The organism is Pseudoalteromonas galatheae (assembly GCF_005886105.2).
Taxonomy (GTDB): Bacteria; Pseudomonadota; Gammaproteobacteria; order Enterobacterales; family Alteromonadaceae; genus Pseudoalteromonas; species Pseudoalteromonas galatheae.
On the sequence record NZ_PNCO02000001.1, the window covers coordinates 3604740 to 3622819 of the forward strand.

Genomic DNA, 18080 nt, shown 5'->3' on the forward strand with positions numbered 1-18080 from the left:
ATTAGATGTACAATTGTGAAGCACAAAAGTCGCGATGGCTGGAACCTATCGCGACCAAAAGACGATGAGAGCAACAATGGAATCTAACTAATTTGCGCGCTGATCAAAGCTCTGATCTCACTCAAGGTGGTTTCTTTTAATAGCTGTCCATCTTCAAACACCACTTCTAACAAACCCTGCTTTTCTTCTTCCTCGGTCACATTGTCCTTGCAGATCAACTCACCATTTACGCGTTCTACTTTGAGCAGTCCCTTTGCTGAGCGCTTTTTGCTGTCGGTTTTTGGCTCTTTAAAAATTGCCACACGCTGGTTATTTTTAACCACACTAGTTGCTTTTACCGCAGAGCCATGGGTATCGCGAGTGACATATTGGTAGCTATATGAGCCAATGCCGAGCACCACTTTGGACGCAAATCCTTTATCCATCAGTCGCTGTAGAATTTGACGCTGACGTTCAAGGGTAATTGCATCGCCATATATTGCGCCAATATGCTCGTCTAGCAATTTAAAGCCCTTATCGGTCACAGTGCCACCAAAGGTATCCCAGAGACATTCTATCAGTCCTTTTACTTCACACTCCTGCAGCTGCCTTGAGTGAGGCTCAACTGCATAGTAATTTCCCTGCCAACGATACGCTTCAAAGCCATCTGTCATTGCCATTTCTTGCGCTTGCTGCTGAGAGTCAACCAACTCGCTATATTCTGATACTGGTGAGACACAATACCCAGTTAGGATTTTCACCGGATCTCCGGAGTCTGGACGGATCACCACAGTGCCATCACGCGCCATGATCTCTGCTTTTAATTCTGGTAAATACTCGGTGACTAGCTTCCAAAAATCCCAAGTATCAGAGACCACACTGAGGATCCCGGTCGGTGACTGCTCACGCATCAAATATTGGAAAAACTCGATTTCACCTTCTTGGATCCAAGAACAGGTTACAGAGTGCTCGGTTGCGTCTACTGAGCAGCCGACCAGCTCCTTGTCGACATCTGCGCCATAGTACTTTTCAGCAAATAGTACCGCAGGAATAGTATCCGTCCCCACAAGGCCAGACGCAAGGTGACCAAAACCACTCATCGCCGCAGCGTACTTACCAAACATGCCGCGAAAACTAAAATCATGACCCTGAAACGGCACGATCTCCTGAGGTAAACCGGTTTTTTGAGCAAATTCTCGGAACACTTTTAAATATGCAACTGAGGTGGTAGCGCTCGTTTGGATTGGCCAGTTTTCGCAGCTTAAGACAGTCTCAATCATATTGGTTAGCCATTCAAATCCAGGCTTGGTATTGACCACAGTGATGGGCGGCACCTGATACGGTACTAAAGTCCCTTCTGGCAGCGCTTTAATCCTCAGCGGTAAATAGCCTAAGTCGTGTAGCGCCTCGAGATAACCTACATCCACCGGGTAGCCCAACATTGCTGTCATGATCCGTCTATGATTTGCCACAGCGGTGTGCTTGTCGGCTGCGAAAAAGTCTTGCCACTCTTCTTGTAAGTAACTTTTGATAAAATACTGCAGCCCCACAAAAGCCACTTTATCGTTATTTGCAACATTACTTAATTTACCGCTGCGCGAGGTAAAGTTTGCATAAACCTCTGTCACTTCAGGATGATAGGCGCGGCTGTGAAATTCTTTATACACGTCTTTTTGCATACTTGCTGCGGTAATTGTCATGACAATATTCCTTATAATTCAATCATGTTAAATTGCACATCGTGGTGTTCAACCAAGTCGCCTTTATCACGGCACGAATTAGTCGTATAAACGGTATCGATCAGTCCACTAAAAACGCCTAATCCTTGAGAGAAAATACCGTGTGTTACGTAAAGCGCAATTGAGTTAGCGCCTTGTGCTTTTAGTACCTTAGCAAGTTCGGTGAAGGTTCTACCACCATCGCAAATATCATCAACGATCAGTAAATCTTTACCCTTTACCTCACCAAGTACCTGCGTTTGTACAATTTCACCCGTTTTAAGATTTCGTACTTTTTGTGCTTGGATAACCTCAACCTCACCACCAAAATGCTGCGCAATTTTCAGTGTTTTTTTACTCGCTCCAGCATCTGGTGAAACTAAACTGAGTGCACCGCACTGCAACTGTCGCTGTAAAGCCGGACACTGAGATATCAATGTCGTTTGCTCAACATTTTCCACTCGCTCAAGGAGTGCAGGTACAACGTCGCTATGTGCATCCCACACGGTGACTTTGTCTAGCGCCAGTTGATTGATAAGTGACGCCATCACTTTTGCACCTAGCGCTTCGCCCGTCACGCATACTCTGTCTTGGCGCGCATAGGGGAAATAGGGTAACACTAATTCTATTGGCGTCCGCGCCAAACAAAGTCGCTTCAATGCATCCACCGCCATCAGTAAACGCATGATATGAGAAGAATTGGTCACTCTGGCTGTGATTTGCACTTTTTCGCAATCACGGAAATCAAATGCTTTGAAACGAATATGCTCTTCCCCGCCTGAGAAGGTAAATGCTTCATATTGAACATCTTTTTTGTTTCCAGAGAATTCATAACTCGTGACTTTCATAACCTTTCCTTAATAATGTCCCTAAGACACAAATAAGGTATCAAACATTTTTTGATCAATCAACATCTTTATGTCTAAAAGACATTTAGTGTTTATTTTTAACATAGGGATATTCAGTATATTTGCCATACTGACTACAATTGTTTATTGTGTCTAAAAGACACAAACTAAAAATCTCATGAGCCCTGATTACGATTTAACCCAATACCAAAACCCACTGTTCACGGTAGACAGCGTGTTATTTACAATTTTGCAGGACAGCTTAAAAGTGCTGCTGGTAAAACGCGCTAACGCTCCCTTTAAAGGCCGCTGGGGATTACCTGGGGGGTTTGTTGATGTTGAGCTGGACGACAACACGGATATGAGCGCGTTGCGTAAGATCAAAGAGAAAACCAGTGTTGCCCCACAATACCTAGAGCAACTTCAGGCTTTTTCTGGGATCAACCGTGATCCGCGAGGCTTTAGTGTCACCTTGGTTTATTACGCCTTGATTTCACCTCAGCAAGTGGCAACGCAAATTGACTCAGTAGATGATGTGAGATGGGTAGATCTTAGCGAGATCCCAGATCTCGCCGTGGCTTTTGATCATAAACACATTATTGAAAAGGCCAAGGCACGGCTGCAGCAAAAGGCGTTATATTCCATGATCCCGGTTTATTGTTTGCCTGATCAATTTACCATTGGACAACTCAAAACCGCCATCGAGGCCATTATCGCCAAACCCATTCAGCGCAAGAGCTTAGTAAGACGTATCGAAGCCTCAAACATGTTTGAAGCACTAGATGAAAAGGTCAAGTCAGGCGGACGTTTAGCGCAGCTCTATAAGCTAAAGCCTGATGTCGATATCGTGCATTTTGAGCGCAATCTGAGCTTAGGATAAGATGCGATTGTACGGTGTTCATTATAGAGTTATCACTGCCCCTTGCAGATAATCAAGCTCCTGACACCGCATTTGCAGTAACTCAATAAGATCTCTGGTGTAAGTCGGTGGAGTTCGTTGATTTGGCCAAAGTGCGTAGATGCTGCGAATAAATTGGCAGTCACCGATATAGCTAAATGTGGTTTGAGATTGCGCTGCCAACGCTGCAATTTCTGTCATCGGCAAGACGCCAGCACCGTTAGCCGAGCCTACCAATTTACGCACTAAGGTAATATCACCCACATAAGAGACGTGACTAAACTGCGCCAGCAGTGCTCGCCACTCATCGGTTGCAGGCAGTTGCGATGCTTTAAAGGGCAAAAATAGGGTTTGTGTAGTCGCAATTTCCGTGGCGACCACCGCTCTTACCGCGATTTTCCCCAGCCGTTTTTGATAGACGCTAGAATCCTCCAGCTCGCCAACACGGATCGCTAAATCAAAGCGTTTTTGGCTTAACAAGGCCACACTGTTGGCAGGTTCAACATGTAATTGAATATCAGGATGTTGCGACTGAAACGATTGCAGTGCATCGTATAATGGATCAATTATTAGGTTTTGCGGGCATAGCAGGTGGAACGTCTTAGCTTCTAGTGTCGAAAGCGTTTCACTTTTTGCATGCAGCGCAAGCAGCGGATCAGCCATCTCATCGACTACAGCTTGACCATGATTCGTTAATGTAAGTCCTCTGGCGCTACGCAGTAATAGCGGATAACCAAGCTTGTCTTCTAGCGCTAACATCCGTTTAGATAGCGTCGGCGCGCCTATGCCAAGGTCTTCTGCCGCCTTGGCAAAGCTTCCTCGGCGGCTTACCTCAACAAAGAGTCTTAAGTCATCTAGCATAGTTATCTCCGCAATCTTAGCTTTCCATTTTTGCCATTCTGATCGGCTGGCAACTCCCTACAATCATACCAACAGCCAAAGGAGGAAACATGCAAAAACTCATTTTTACATTACTGCTGTCATTGTGCCTATCGTTTATGGTGTCTGGATGGGTCACGTACATCAATTTGGGATTAATGGCGGACTTTACCACGCGATGGGCACATGCCTTTGCCAATGCTTGGCCGGCCTCATTCATCGCCGCCTATGTTTTATCAGCCCCAGTTACCACCATTACTAAACGCATTATGGAGAAATACCATGGCCAACAACCACTATAACGTCAACTTTATCGCCCATATCACACCTAAAACCGAGCACTATCAAGATTGTATTAACGCAATCCAAGAGATCTTGCCAGCCACTCGAGCAGAAGTAGGATGTTTACGCTTTGAACTTTATGAAAATGAAAACCGCACCCAGCTTACCTTAGTTGAGCGCTTCGTCGATCAAGCCGCGTTCGATTTTCATCATCAGCAAGCTTACACCAAACAGGTATTTACACTGTATCAAGGATGGTTGGCAAAAGCGGTGGATATTATCGCCATCAAACCACTTTAATTTGCACTTTTAAGAAGTTAAGCGCTTCTTCACAAGCAATGATAGAAGCGCTCAGCGTTAACTATGTATTTGACGCCAACTTAAACCAAATTTAGCGAGATATTTTTGCAGTCTTGTGGAGTCATTCACCTGTGACTTTTTGGTGCGGCTCACGTTAAACAACTCTCTGCCTGCAGCCGCCATACTGGCGTGGCGAGCACAGATAGTAAGCACATAATTTAACTGGTTTATATCAAACGTATCCAACTCGGCAAGCTGTGCTTTGGATAAATACTTATCTAGGATTTTATCTCCCGAAACTTGCTCTCCTGCATACCAGTTTTGCTCAAGTCGTTGAATTTCTTCCTGTACATCGCTAACCGCTATCCGAGAAGAATCCGCCAAAGTGCACAAACGCGTGATAGCTGAACTTAAATCACGAAAGTTACCCGACCACAAGGCTCGCTCCGACTGGGCAAAACGTTCAAATAACGTTTTTGCTTCTTTATTAAAGCGCACCCTTTCACCCATTTTTTGCGCGTACAAATCTATCTCGTAATCTATATTAGCCGGAATATCTTCCCTTCGGTCTCTTAGCGCTGGTAATCGATACGTCCATAGGTTGATCCGTGCGAGCAGGTCTTCTCGAAATCGGCCTTTGCAGACCTCTTTAAACAAGTCGCGATTGGTTCCTGCGATTAACTGAAAGTCACTGGTTACGGGTTGATCGCTACCGACCGGATGAAACGACTTATTTTCTATTGCATGCAATAGCATGGCCTGCTCTTCAAGACCTAGCTCACCGATTTCATCTAAAAACAACACGCCTTGGTTCGCGGTGCGTAAATACCCGTCTCGCGCTTGTTGTGCCCCTGTAAATGCCCCCTTAGTATGACCAAACAATGCAGCCATGGCATTTTCGCCCTTGAGCGTGGCGCAGTTCACCGAAACAAATTCTCCGGCCAGCATTGCCCGTTTTTTCTTTAGTTGAAAAATACGTGTTGCCAACTGGCTTTTCCCCGCACCAGTGGGCCCAGTTAACAGCATGGGATCTTTAGCGCGTATTGCCACCTTTTCAACTTGGGTGATCAGTTGGTTGAACGCCTCATTGTTAGTTTGGATCCCACCTTTTAAAAATGCTTTACCCTCGAGGTGCTCACTGTCGAATCGAGTAGCTAGCTGGTCGTATTTGGATAGGTCTAAATCGATTATTTGAACTTGCCCAACAGATTTGTTTTTATTGCTGTTGTCAGGAGAGGTTTGCGCCAAGCGGCCAGGAAAATGACGGCTCTCAGTCAATAAAAAGCTACAAATCTGTACCACATGAGTACCAGTGGTGATATGAAACAGGTACTCACAGTTGTCAGTATCGAATGCTTGAGCTTGGCACCAGTCAAAAAGTTTGGCGTACACCTCCTCAAAGTCCCATGGGTTACTGAAGTTGAGGTTGTGCAATGTGACTGTCGACTCTGGCGACACACTTTCAATATCAACGGCCACATTGTTGGCCAGCCGTGTACTGTGATTGTCGTGTAACAAATGCAATTCATCAATGACCAGATCAGGTTGGCTACATAGGCTTACATTGGGCCGCCAACGCGCCCACCTATCCACTCGCTTACCAACAAAATCGAGCTGAGTACCAATCAAACTTACTGCTACTGTCTTTTTCAAAATTATATCCATATAGATAAACTATATATCTTAATAATTATATTTAGATACTTTTCAAATCTCCACCCATTTCATAAATCATCACCAAAATAGAAAATAAATCAGCAAATTCAAAATCTTATAAATTTATTTTTAATTAATCTTCGTTATTGGCACATAGCTTGATAACTATAGGGTGTCTGGTTATGTGGAAGTGACTCAATCCTCACTCCGGTGCGCTGAACACTGTGACTGCGTATGCCCAACCACACAATTATTTAAGTAGCTCAGTCTGGTAGAGCAACGAAACACGATTTCGTCGGTCATGGGTTCAAATCCCATCTTAAACCTTGGTAGCTCAATGGTAGAGCCGTGAACATTACTTCGCTTGTTGTGGGTTCGAATCCCACCCAAAAACTCATAAATATACGTTAATACATATCGTTAGTAAGCCGTCATGGCCGCTGACTGATAACCGCAACATGTCACCGGATTGGCATAGGCAGGACGCCACTTCCAATCACTAAACATGGCGCCGTTACCACTCAAGCCAGCGACCCTTACTAACAAAACATAAAGGAAAACTAATATGTTAAGAAAAATAATTACGGTCAAAGAGAACGAAAGAACTTTTGTATTCAAAGAGCAGCAATTAACACAGGTGTTAATACCAGGAAAACATGCTTTTTGGGATGTGAAAAATACCCTTTCGTTTCGCACTTTTGATATTAACGGCTTGTATTTTTCTGAGCCAAATGCGGATCGTTTATACCGTAATTACCCAATACTTCAGGAACACATAAGCCATTGGAAATTAAATAGTAATGAAGTCGGCCTGTTATACATTGATGATCTGCTACGCGGCATTGTGGCACCGAGTGAGCACCTGTATTTGTGGCAAGATGCTGGTGAGATACGGCTTGAGCGGATCGCTATTGATAGTCAAATAGAGCTCGATGAACGCATACTATTTTTAATCAACCGAGCGGGTGCAAACACAGCCTCAAGATTAATTAGAAGTGATCGTACCGTTGCGATGAAACCCATTGCCGATGTCAGCGTGGCCGCAGAACATGTGGGATTACTCTATGTCGATGGCCGCTTTGTTAGACGCTTAGCACCTGGACAACACGCATTTTGGCAATTTAACCACAGCATCACGTTAAAATCGTTTGATACCCGAGCACAACTACTGGAAATATCTGGCCAAGAAATTTTGAGTAAAGACCGCGTGAGTTTGCGAATAAATTTAACCGCTGGGATCAAAATTGAAGATGCCGAGCTACTCGCACAAAGCGTGGAGAAAGTCGACGAGTACATATATAAAACACTGCAATTGGCCTTGCGCGAAGCGGTAGGAACCAAATCATTGGATGATATCTTATTGGATAAGTTATATATCAATGGAACCGTGAGAGAACTTGTGACTGCGTCACTGACAGGCATTGGCGTATCTTTACAAAGCGTCGGCGTGAAAGACATTATTCTGCCTGGAGAAATTAAAGCCATTTTAAATCAAGTGGTGGAAGCGCAGAAAGCAGCTGAAGCCAATGTCATTAAAAGGCGAGAAGAAACTGCAGCGACACGGAGCCTGCATAACACCGCAAAAGTGATGGAAAACAACCCAACATTACTGCGTTTGAAGGAGCTTGAAGCATTAGAAAAGGTTGCAGACAAAATCGAAAACCTAACCGTCTACGGGGGCTTAGAAGGTTTGATGAATAACACGGTCAAAATTGTCTAACGATAAAAATAACGACAGCATAAGGAGCAAATATGTGTAGTAACTACAATACTATCCACAATGATGGAAGCGCGCCCATTAAGGCATGGACGCAAGGCGTACCTTTTGAAATAGAGGCGCAGCAACAGCTTAATAATATTGCCAGCTTGCCGTTAATCCATTCGCATATTGCGGTAATGCCTGATGTGCATATGGGCAAAGGCGCAACAATTGGTAGTGTGATCCCCTCGGTAGATGCAGTGATCCCCGCAGCGGTAGGTGTGGATATTGGCTGCGGCATGGTTGCCACCAAGACATCACTCACAGCCAAACAGCTACCAGATAATTTGGCTGGTATTCGCCATGCATTTGAAGCGGCTGTACCACATGGTCGTACCGGTGGAAAACGAGGAAAGCGTGATCGAGGAGCTTGGCATAACATCCCAGATATTGTCGTCTCTGAATGGCAAAAGCTAGTATTAAGATTTGAGAAAATTTGCGCCAAGCATCCCGCTATCAAAAAAAGTAATCATGTGAACCATCTTGGTACAATGGGAACAGGCAACCACTTTCTTGAGCTTTGCTTGGATGAGAATAACGCGGTGTGGATTATGCTGCACTCAGGCAGCCGAGGCGTTGGTAATCGAATTGGCACCTACTTTATAGAGCTGGCTAAGCAGGAAATGCAACGTCATCAAATTCACCTTCCAGATATGGACTTAGCCTATCTAAAAGAAGGAAGTGACTACTTTGATGATTACGTTGAAGCGGTTGAGTGGGCGCAGGACTTTGCCGCTAAAAATCGTGAAATCATGATGTTTAACGCGATAAAAGCTTTAAGGTCGCAGATCTCAACGCCATTTACAACCGCAGAAATGGCCGTGAACTGCCACCATAATTATATCTCTCGCGAGCACCATTTTGGTAAAGACTGCTACGTCACGCGCAAAGGCGCAGTACGTGCACAAAAAGGCGAAATGGGGATCATTCCAGGCAGCATGGGCGCACGTTCATTTATTGTAAGAGGACTTGGCAACCCCGACAGCTTTAATAGTTGTAGCCATGGCGCAGGGCGCATCATGTCGCGCACTAAAGCCAAAAAAGTATTTAACGTGAAAGATCAAATCGCTGCAACTGCAGGGGTAGAATGCCGCAAAGATGAAGCCGTTATTGACGAAATCCCTCATGCGTATAAAGACATTGAAAGGGTCATGGCGGCACAACAAGATTTAGTAGAAGTAGTACACACACTGAAACAAATTGTGTGCGTAAAAGGATAAGTATAGAACATGTCATATTTAGTTATAGATGGCGCACAAGGAGAAGGAGGCGGACAAGTCTTACGCACCGCCTTAACCTATCGATTTTAACCGATCAGCCAATTGAGCTGATAAACATTAGAGCCAATCGCAATAAACCCGGCTTACTACGCCAGCACCTTACTTGTGTACTGGCCGCACAGCAGGTCTGTAATGCAAAAATAGAAGGGGCAGCGCTTGGCTCTGCGCGCATTCGCTTCACCCCTGGTAAAATAAAAGCAGGGAACTATCGCTTTGTCATAGGTACGGCTGGTAGCACCGTATTGGTTTGCCAGACCATTTTACCCGTATTGGCAATGGCTTCTGAGCAGTCTCATGTCATCTTTGAAGGCGGGACGCACAACGGCATGTCTCCTTCTTTATGCTTTTTAACGCGCTCTTATTTACCAATCTTAAAAAAGATGGGTATTGATTGCCAAATTGAGACTGAAAAGCTTGGGTTTTATCCAGCAGGTGGAGGAAAATGGACATTGACGATACACCCAACCAAGGCACTCAACGCGCTTCCAGAACTCTCGGCGAGTAGCAGCCAGATTACCGCTGAACAATGTGCAATCACCGCTTTAGTAAGTAAGTTACCTGAACATATTGGCGAGCGAGAAGTGACTAAAGCAAAAAAGGAGCTCAATTGGTTTGGCGCAAAAACAACCGTCGCAAGCGCAGTCACACCGGGACCGGGCAACTCGCTACAGCTGATGATCAACCAAGGCTCGCACACCAGCTTGTTTGAGCAGCAAGGCGAATATGGCGTATCAGCCGAACGCGTTGCCAAACGTTGCGCAGCCGAAGTAAAGCAATTTTTAAAATCAGAAGCCGCGGTGGAAGAATACTTAGCAGATCAGTTATTGCTACCTATGGCTTTAGCGTACAGCGGCCAGTTCACCACCACCAAACCAAGCTTGCACACGCTAACCAATATTGATGTAATTCAGTTGTTTATGGACGTTAAATTTGCAGTAACTCAGCGCACAGAAACACAATGGGATATTAGCGTGGTAGGAGATTAATGATGACAAATAACAGTGAACTAGAACCAATAGCAGCCGATATCAAAGCAGAAATACTTAAACGGATCCGTGCCGCAGAACAAGAGCATGGTGTAAAGGTATTGTATGCCATTGAATCAGGCAGCCGCGCCTGGGGTTTTGCCAGCCCAAATAGTGATTACGACGTGCGGTTTATTTATACGCATCCAAAAGAGTGGTATCTCACCCTTGATGTCGAAGAAAAACGTGATGTCATTGAATACCCTATTGTTGATGAGATTGATATTAATGGCTGGGATGTAAGAAAGGCATTAAAGCTTTTTAGAAAGTCAAACCCTGCTTTTATTGAGTGGTTACAATCACCTATCGTTTATGTGGATGATGGCGTATTCTCGGCAAAAGCAAAACAGTTAATGCCTCAAATTATGTCTCCAAATAGCGGTATTTATCACTATTTACATATGGCGCAAGGTAACTATCGCGAATACTTAAAGAGAGAGACCGTACCGCTAAAAAAGTACTTTTATGTTCTTAGGCCTTTGTTAGCCATTATGTGGCTAGAAAAATATGCCACACCAGCACCTATAGAATTTGAGACATTACGCCAACTAATTGCAGATAATATGGCGCTAAATGATGCAATTGCAGACCTACTTGAACAGAAAAAAGTAAGCTTAGAGAAACAAGTCATTCCAACTGTGCCTGTAATAAACCAATTTATCGAGTCTGAACTCAACCGCCTTGCGGATTACCGAGCCAAAGAAAAACAGATGAAAGCCAATTACCGCGAGCTTAATGCACTATTTAAAAGCACCATTAGCTCATAGCTGCTCAGGCTGTCAGGCATGGGGTTCAAGCTTTACCCACGCTGCCAGCCTTTTAATAGCGACAAAACGACTTATTGTGTTCTCAATTGCTTGTTCCCGATGGAATTACATTGCTCTATCCTCTTCCTTACAATCTTATTAACACCCGAAATGGGCAGAGCTAAATCACTAAGATACTCGCGACGCTGTCTTGTAGTAGCGTCACTAGCTCGTCATCCATAAATTGATATTCGTCAGGAATATCCAATACTTGAACATTTTTATAGCGCAATAGATTGGCGTATTGTGCACGCAGCCGCGATTTATGTTTTTCTTCCATGACTAAAATAATATCGGCCCACTCAATATCACTCACCTTTACACTGCGACGTGCTCTTGGGCTTGTGCCTGCCGATCTCACGCTAATACCCGGATGATTTTTCCAGATACGCTCAGCGGTTGGACTGCGCCATTGGTTGCGACTACAGATGAATAACACATTAGTTGTCATGCAGAGCTCCTATATTAAACGGCACCCTTGGACTGAACTGGTTTCCTTTAAAAGTATTTTTAGGATTACCGCGTTGTAGCGCCTGATGCTGCTGCCACCTTGCTTTATCACGAGCCATTTCCTCAGCATCTGCCTGCGCGGCCAATTTCTGTAGTAATAACGCCTTTGCAACGCGCTTATTGGCATGCTGACTACGTTCACTCTCCACTCGCACACTCAATCCTGATGCAATATGCGTCGCTCGTACCGCTGAGTCTGTGGTATTAACATGCTGCCCACCAGCACCTGAGGCGCGACAAGTTTGATAGCGAATATCGGATGCCATTGCGACTTCATCTATCTCGGCCATGCTGCCGCTAAAGAACCAATTTTTCCGTTTATGTTTGGCACGAAATGGGCTCTGACACACCCACAACTGCGGGCCATGCCAATACTCGGCAAGCGCTTTTGCGTCCCTCGAAAGCTGTAGCAATACGGATTTCATGCAGCCTTTGTGTGCATGCATTTCTTGCGCTAACACGGTACATTCTGCGCCTATTGCTTTGGCTTGTTTATTGACTAAGTTGAGCGCCAATGCAACGGCTTTCCCGCACTCTGCTGGGCCTTGACCGGCTGAAAGTTGCAACAAGATCATGATGAACAGCTCCCGTTGGTTTTAAATGTCAGCACCGGACGCAATATTGCAACCACTTCTATCAATCCAGCGTCAACCAAATCACTAACAATGGTTTCACACTTTTTATAAGCTTGCGGCGCTTCATCGTAAAGCAACTCCTTATTGCCACAGATCACACGACTCCCCAATGCTGTGCGATAAAGATCTTCGCGTTTATATTTGTGACTCAAGCGGCTTTGGCAGTCACCTCGCTTCCACTTTCGACCAGCACCATGAGCCAAAGAATATAAACAGGCCGTTAACGCAGGCGCATTGTTTACAGGCTGAACCAAATAGCTATAGTCACCTCGTGAGCCGGGGATCACGACAGCACCTTTGTCACTTGGGGTCGCACCTTTACGGTGCAGCCAACCAGCGCGGCCATCAATAACTTTTGGGCACACGAGGTTGTGATTAACATCTAGCGTACATTCACCATCGCTACGAATGGCTGCGAGAAATCTTTTTGCAATCAAAAAGCGGTTTAACTCAGCCCAGCGCACCGCTTCATCATGGCGTGCCAAATAGCGTGCGCTTTCACTCTCCGAGCCCGCTTCAGCCACTAAGCCATCATGATTAAAACGCGCAATATGGTCGACTAAAATGGCTTGCCCAAGCCCACGCGAGCCTGAGTGAACCAGCAGCTGTAAATACTTTTTATCAAGGCCAAGCGCAGTAAACGCGGCTTCATTGTAAACACGTTCCACCGCTTGAAACTCGGCGAAGTGATTACCGCCGCCAATCGTACCCAGTGCACTTTCAAATAATCCAGCTGAAATATCACGATGTGTCATTTCAGCTTGAACAGTCTCTTGCCAACTTGCATCGAGCGGCTGCTCGATGTCTTCTAGCCGTTTAGCAAACTTATCGACATTAACTTTGGCAACCTTTGTGGTGGTTTGCCACAGCGCCATGCCACAGCCAATATCGTTTCCGACTAACGCGGGATACAGCCGGTCTAGGCTAAAAAATGCCGCGCCGATTGGATAACCACGTCCCGGGTGCAAGTCAGGCATACCTGCAACACGATGCATACTGGCTAGTTCAGCTGTTTTTGTAAGTTGTTGGATCGCAGCGCCTTCAATCCAAGTGTCTTGAGATGCAAATAGACACACGCGATCAGAAATTTGTTGGACGGATCTGCCCATAGTTACCAATACCTTTCAATGAGGTTTAAAAATAATTGTGTATTGGCAGGTCTAGAGTGGCTTAGTTATAGCAATCAAATGTTAGGTTGCATAGGCAACACAAAATCGCTAAATACAGCTTTCGCAAGCTAGGAAATATTTATTCGCGCTCGCGAATTACAGAGAAAGACCTGCAAAGGATAAAATTGTATGTGTCATGTTTTTCTCTCCTCTACAGTGAATGAATGGTTAGAATCGCGGCAAGTGTAAACAGTTTGGGAACGTAATGCAACTTCTGACAGAAATTACACCCTTTCTGAGTATTGGGAATTTTCATAAAGGCGATATACTGAGATGGAGTACAACAATAAAAGGAGAATGCCATGCCCGGATTACCAGCTGCACGGATTTCAGATATGCATGTCTGCTCTATGGTAACAGGCACCGTGCCACATGTAGGTGGACCAATATCAGGCCCCTCGGTGCCTAACGTGCTAATTGGAAATATGCCTGCTTCTGTTGTTGGCGATATCGCTGTCTGTGTTGGTCCACCAGATACCATAGTAAAAGGCAGCACCAGTGTGCTTATTAGTGGCAGACCAGCGGCGAGAATGGGTGATACCACCAGCCATGGTGGCAATATTGTGCTGGGAATGCCAACCGTACTAATTGGCTAACAGACGCCGCGTAAACGTAGCTTCAACAAGCGAATGCCTTTCAAGTGAAAGGCATGTTCAATTAGATTTTCAATGACAAGCCTTGATAGTCTTTCAATGGGAAGCCTTTCGTCGAGCCATGTCGCTGCAGCCATTCAGTTAATATTTTCATCCATTGGAAGCCAAGTTTAAAATTCCAAATTGGATTAAATAGCGGCACATAGTCCATTTGTACTAATTGTGCTCGTAGCGTTATCACATCCTGCTCGCTTTCCATAATCCAAATACGAGAATCGGGAAAATACACCACGGCCTCATAATCCAGCTCATCAACCATAGGTCGACCAGCTTCATCACTGTGGTGAACCATCCACCCACCACTGCCTTCATTCATACAGCCAGTGTTGACGCGTACCGCTATTTCTTCGATCAATAGAGAAAGATTACCAGTGTGAGGACCTTCTTGGCGGCTATATTCATCAAATGTGCGAATAAACTTATCACTGCCATCCACGTCTCGTTGCCAAAAGCCATCCTTTTTACCATTGGTGGCTGCTCGCACGACCGCTCTTTCTTCTTCACCGAAAAACTTGTCCTTCGGAAATACTCCCCACAAGTCGTAATCACCTGTTTGCACGCCTTTGTAATTTGATGGTGCTTTGGCACCATAACCTAGCGGGTTTGTTAGTCCACAAAGTTGTACATAGGTATGTCCAGATTGCAGCGTGATAGTATGTTTACGGGGATCCGGACAGGCTGCAGCAAGGGTATTACTCGCATCATAGCAAACTGCCCAGTCGCTCTGTTCTGGTCCGTAGGCACGAGACGCTGGCTGAATTTGGCTTACCTTAATCAATAAAAAAGCATGTCGCTGCCCGTCTTTAGCAGCTGCAGTCACTTTGATGATATGGTCATTCACGGTTTCTTGTGCGTAGCCTTTACTGGCTCGCTGCATTAGCCCTGCCATCGCCTGTCGACGAGCATCCGTAATATAAAGCGGAATAGACATTGCGCCATATTTATTAATTGCTTCGGCTACCTTCCCTTCTTGCCAGCCTCTCGCCTTACCCCCAGTGCCCTTTTTTCCAAGGGCAGGATCTGCTAAGACAAAACCAGCCATTGGTCCCCAATCACATGATTTAGCCTTAACATGATAGCCTTTTGTGGCGTAGCCTTGTGTGATTAGCTGGGTTGCATAAATACCAACCGCGCGAGAAGAAATAACACAGTTAGTCTCTTTTGCTACACGCGCAAACACCGCTGAATGGGCTTCAGGGATCCCAGCTAATAGCTCCGCATTTTCTATTCCGCTTTTCAACGCTATATCCTTAGTAATGATCCATTACAGTTACAATATCAACTTGATTTGAGCACGAAGCGATAACCCCAAATGGGCTATAAACCTCAAAAAACTATTTTACTCACTGCCGCAGACCCTATGCTTTGTGCCCTGCTAACACGCTATATCGTCTGTTTATTTTTTCTAACGACATCGCTAGTGCCTGCAGCGCATTTCTCTCAGATTGGCTCGAGGCATTCAGCTTAGTCATCGCAGGACGACGTGGACTCGTCCGGTGTGTCGAGTCCAGCTGTGACAACCACTTTTGCGTCGGATAAAGCACATCCCGCTGCAAAATTTCTATTCTACTTGCAATTAACGCTAAGCATTTTGGGATCTGTTCACACTTACTGGGCCTTGTAAAAGCATGTTTGCGCTGGCAAAAGAATTGGTAATATTTACCAATTCCACTATCTATCGCTTTGGTTATTTCATGACGACGACCAAACTTTACCCACGTAAGTTTTTTCCACTGCGCAATGTTAACAGGCGTACTTTCTATACTATTCAAGTCACTAGACAACGACCCTTTACCTAGCAAAGTGTGCGCTAACATCTTGTAGTCCAGCGTCTGCAATTCCATCTCCAATTTCTTTAATTGCGATAAGTAGTCCAGCTTGTTTGTACTTTGTTGCTTCAGTACTTTTTTATTGAATAACTCAACTTGGTCCAACACGCTGACGCCCTGTTTTACAACCGTGTTAGCACTACTCAATGACTTGTTATTAAACAGCTCAACCTGATCAAGCACACTGACCCCACGCTTTACCTGCGTTTTACTTGGTGCCAATTGTGACGGGTTAAAACGCGTCACTTCATCGAGTAACCCCAAACCACGCTTTTCTAGCGTCGTCACCGAGTTCAACTTTTTGTTATTAAAAAGCTCGATATCATCAAGTAGTCCATGCCCCCGTTTTTCCACGGTTACCGTTGGCTTCAAGCTAGACTTATCGAACCCTCTAACCTCGTCCAATACAGATTTAGGTTTTGATAATTCGACTTTACTGAGTAGCGATTTATCAAAATTTTGTACTTGTTGCAGAAAAGGCGCTGGACCTACTTCGCTTGCCTTTGTTTTTAAATCTTTAAGTCGAATTTTGCGTGACTCTATGTATTCCTGCGCTCGCTCTTTGAGTGACTCAAATTCAGACAAATGCTCGTTACAATAGTCTAGCCAAACAGCCATATCAGTGTTGTCTCTAACCGTTGCAAACAATGTGGAGTCGGTTGCATTAACAATAAGGTACGCAGCAACTAATGGGTCTTTAAGGAGGTTATCATCCAAATATGGATGATATTTGTTGATTTGTAATAAATATCGATTAATTTTACGCGTGTAGTAATACTCTTTTGCCAGTACTGCGATTTTCTGCACGTAAAAAGCCGTGAGCGTCAGCACTTTCGTTACATTTCCGGGCAATGTGATCCCGGAAATGACGGAAAAACTGTTATCAATTGCTTTGACCAATTGTTTACCCGCTTCGGCCATCGCCAATAAAAACTGATTGTTAGCAAACGTCGTTAATGCGGTTCTTAATTGATAAGTTTTATTCGCCAGCATCATCGTTTTACTATCTTTAAAACGCTGAGAACAAGCTTTGGCAGCCATTTTCACCGCTTCAGTGTAGTCTTTCACCGACTTCGCGGCAGATACAATGGCATTGATCCCAGGCACCAAAGCGATACAAATTTCGGCGACTAAACTGATCAACAGCTCACGAATGCTCACCCAGCATTCTTTGACGAATAACATAAAGTCTTGCGCTATGCCTTTCAAAAAGTCGATCACGGTTTGCGCAATTTCCTTTACCCAGTGGTAGCCCTGCTTAACTGCCGTTGCCATGACATTCCCACTTTTAACTTGGCTGACGATTGAGTTAGCAATTCTATGAATTTCAGAGGATTCTCGTCGTTGCTCTTCATTATAATTTGACTGTACTTGGCGGTCTTTCTCTTGCTTTTCGCGCTTTGACTGTGTGATGTCTTTCTTTGCCTGCTTGACCATGTCTTTTAAGTCATCTTTATACAGAAACTTTGCACGGCTGCCATACAAGATCCTGACACAGTCTCGCTTGGCCTCTTTGGCAAGCAACAGTGAAAAGTCATCGATATCTTGGTCTTCTTCCTTCGGGAAAAGGAAGTTATGCAAACGCTCAACAGGGAAGTTATTATCAGCCGAGTTACGTAAACTAGAACGCCAGCCATCCTGTTTTAAATATTTCTCTTCTTTACTAACCTGCCATAGAAAGTAGGCACTTTTTAGTTCTCTAAAGTTGGCTGGGGTCGCAGATTCTCGATAGGCTGCGACTTTACTATCAACTTTACGCAACAATTTCCCTCTTGGTGTCAGCCTAATACTCGTGTCATTACGCCATGTATTAAGGATATGAGTGGTGGCAAAGGGCATGTGCGCTCCAAGATT

General features: G+C 44.8%; 17 protein-coding genes and 1 tRNA gene. 9 read left to right on the forward strand and 9 right to left on the reverse strand.

Annotated features, from left to right (window positions below; genetic code table 11):
• Window positions 1–83 precede the first annotated feature (83 nt).
• Together CWC29_RS16070 and prs are read right to left on the reverse strand one after the other, a co-directional pair.
• On the reverse strand, window positions 84–1679 hold the full coding sequence (locus CWC29_RS16070; protein WP_138522470.1) for a nicotinate phosphoribosyltransferase: 1596 nt from the start codon (window positions 1677–1679) through the stop codon (window positions 84–86).
• A gap of 11 nt (window positions 1680–1690) precedes the next feature.
• Complete coding sequence (gene prs, locus CWC29_RS16075; protein ID WP_138522472.1) at window positions 1691–2545, reverse strand: ribose-phosphate diphosphokinase; 855 nt, start codon at window positions 2543–2545, stop codon at window positions 1691–1693.
• 178 nt (window positions 2546–2723) lie between these two features.
• On the opposite strand from prs, the gene CWC29_RS16080 reads away from it, so the two are divergent.
• Complete coding sequence (locus CWC29_RS16080) at window positions 2724–3425, forward strand: NUDIX hydrolase (protein WP_010376576.1); 702 nt, start codon at window positions 2724–2726, stop codon at window positions 3423–3425.
• Between the two features lie 21 nt (window positions 3426–3446).
• Here CWC29_RS16080 and CWC29_RS16085 read toward each other — a convergent pair whose 3' ends face one another.
• Entirely contained in the window at window positions 3447–4304 is an 858-nt protein-coding gene (locus tag CWC29_RS16085; protein ID WP_138522474.1) for a LysR family transcriptional regulator, read from the reverse strand.
• A gap of 89 nt (window positions 4305–4393) precedes the next feature.
• On the opposite strand from CWC29_RS16085, the gene CWC29_RS16090 reads away from it, so the two are divergent.
• Both CWC29_RS16090 and CWC29_RS16095 read left to right on the forward strand, forming a co-directional pair.
• Window positions 4394–4624: a DUF2798 domain-containing protein gene (locus CWC29_RS16090; protein WP_138522476.1), complete on the forward strand. Its 231-nt coding sequence runs from the start codon at window positions 4394–4396 to the stop codon at window positions 4622–4624.
• Window positions 4605–4904: a putative quinol monooxygenase gene (locus CWC29_RS16095; RefSeq protein ID WP_128727269.1), complete on the forward strand. Its 300-nt coding sequence runs from the start codon at window positions 4605–4607 to the stop codon at window positions 4902–4904. Before CWC29_RS16090 ends, CWC29_RS16095 begins: the two co-directional genes overlap by 20 nt.
• Before the next feature lie 57 nt (window positions 4905–4961).
• Here CWC29_RS16095 and rtcR read toward each other — a convergent pair whose 3' ends face one another.
• The gene (rtcR, locus tag CWC29_RS16100) at window positions 4962–6557 is read right to left on the reverse strand and encodes an RNA repair transcriptional activator RtcR (RefSeq protein ID WP_209319058.1); all 1596 of its coding nucleotides are present in this window, start codon (window positions 6555–6557) and stop codon (window positions 4962–4964) included.
• Window positions 6558–6812: 255 nt separating this feature from the next.
• Between rtcR and CWC29_RS16105 the strand changes: the two genes are divergently transcribed.
• The 5 genes from CWC29_RS16105 (at window position 6813) to CWC29_RS16125 (ending at window position 11391) form a co-directional block, all read left to right on the forward strand.
• Window positions 6813–6883 (forward strand) — tRNA-Arg (locus CWC29_RS16105).
• Window positions 6884–7125: 242 nt separating this feature from the next.
• Window positions 7126–8280, forward strand: a complete 1155-nt coding sequence (locus CWC29_RS16110) for a slipin family protein (RefSeq protein WP_138522480.1) — start codon at window positions 7126–7128, stop codon at window positions 8278–8280.
• Window positions 8281–8312: 32 nt separating this feature from the next.
• Window positions 8313–9539 (forward strand): RtcB family protein, encoded by a 1227-nt coding sequence (locus CWC29_RS16115; RefSeq protein ID WP_138522482.1) that lies wholly within the window; start codon window positions 8313–8315, stop codon window positions 9537–9539.
• Window positions 9524–10585, forward strand: a complete 1062-nt coding sequence (gene rtcA, locus CWC29_RS16120) for an RNA 3'-terminal phosphate cyclase (protein ID WP_138522484.1) — start codon at window positions 9524–9526, stop codon at window positions 10583–10585. The genes CWC29_RS16115 and rtcA overlap by 16 nt, the downstream gene beginning before the upstream one ends.
• The gene (locus CWC29_RS16125) at window positions 10585–11391 is read left to right on the forward strand and encodes a nucleotidyltransferase domain-containing protein (RefSeq protein ID WP_209319059.1); all 807 of its coding nucleotides are present in this window, start codon (window positions 10585–10587) and stop codon (window positions 11389–11391) included. The genes rtcA and CWC29_RS16125 overlap by 1 nt, the downstream gene beginning before the upstream one ends.
• Window positions 11392–11551: 160 nt before the next feature.
• Here the strand turns inward: CWC29_RS16125 and CWC29_RS16130 are convergent, their stop codons facing one another.
• The 3 genes from CWC29_RS16130 to CWC29_RS16140 are packed head-to-tail and all read right to left on the reverse strand — an operon-like array spanning window position 11552 to window position 13684.
• Window positions 11552–11881 (reverse strand): low molecular weight protein tyrosine phosphatase family protein, encoded by a 330-nt coding sequence (locus tag CWC29_RS16130; RefSeq protein WP_138522486.1) that lies wholly within the window; start codon window positions 11879–11881, stop codon window positions 11552–11554.
• The gene (gene prfH, locus CWC29_RS16135) at window positions 11871–12515 is read right to left on the reverse strand and encodes a peptide chain release factor H (RefSeq protein ID WP_128727263.1); all 645 of its coding nucleotides are present in this window, start codon (window positions 12513–12515) and stop codon (window positions 11871–11873) included. Before prfH ends, CWC29_RS16130 begins: the two co-directional genes overlap by 11 nt.
• The gene (locus tag CWC29_RS16140; protein ID WP_128727262.1) at window positions 12512–13684 is read right to left on the reverse strand and encodes an RNA ligase RtcB family protein; all 1173 of its coding nucleotides are present in this window, start codon (window positions 13682–13684) and stop codon (window positions 12512–12514) included. The genes prfH and CWC29_RS16140 overlap by 4 nt, the downstream gene beginning before the upstream one ends.
• A 362-nt stretch (window positions 13685–14046) precedes the next feature.
• On the opposite strand from CWC29_RS16140, the gene CWC29_RS16145 reads away from it, so the two are divergent.
• Window positions 14047–14340, forward strand: a complete 294-nt coding sequence (locus CWC29_RS16145; protein WP_045989257.1) for a PAAR domain-containing protein — start codon at window positions 14047–14049, stop codon at window positions 14338–14340.
• 61 nt (window positions 14341–14401) lie between these two features.
• Here the strand turns inward: CWC29_RS16145 and CWC29_RS16150 are convergent, their stop codons facing one another.
• Window positions 14402–15637, reverse strand: a complete 1236-nt coding sequence (locus tag CWC29_RS16150) for an anthrax toxin-like adenylyl cyclase domain-containing protein (RefSeq protein WP_138522488.1) — start codon at window positions 15635–15637, stop codon at window positions 14402–14404.
• A 118-nt stretch (window positions 15638–15755) separates the two neighbouring features.
• Complete coding sequence (locus CWC29_RS16155; protein WP_128727260.1) at window positions 15756–18065, reverse strand: hypothetical protein; 2310 nt, start codon at window positions 18063–18065, stop codon at window positions 15756–15758.
• Window positions 18066–18080: the final 15 nt, after the last annotated feature.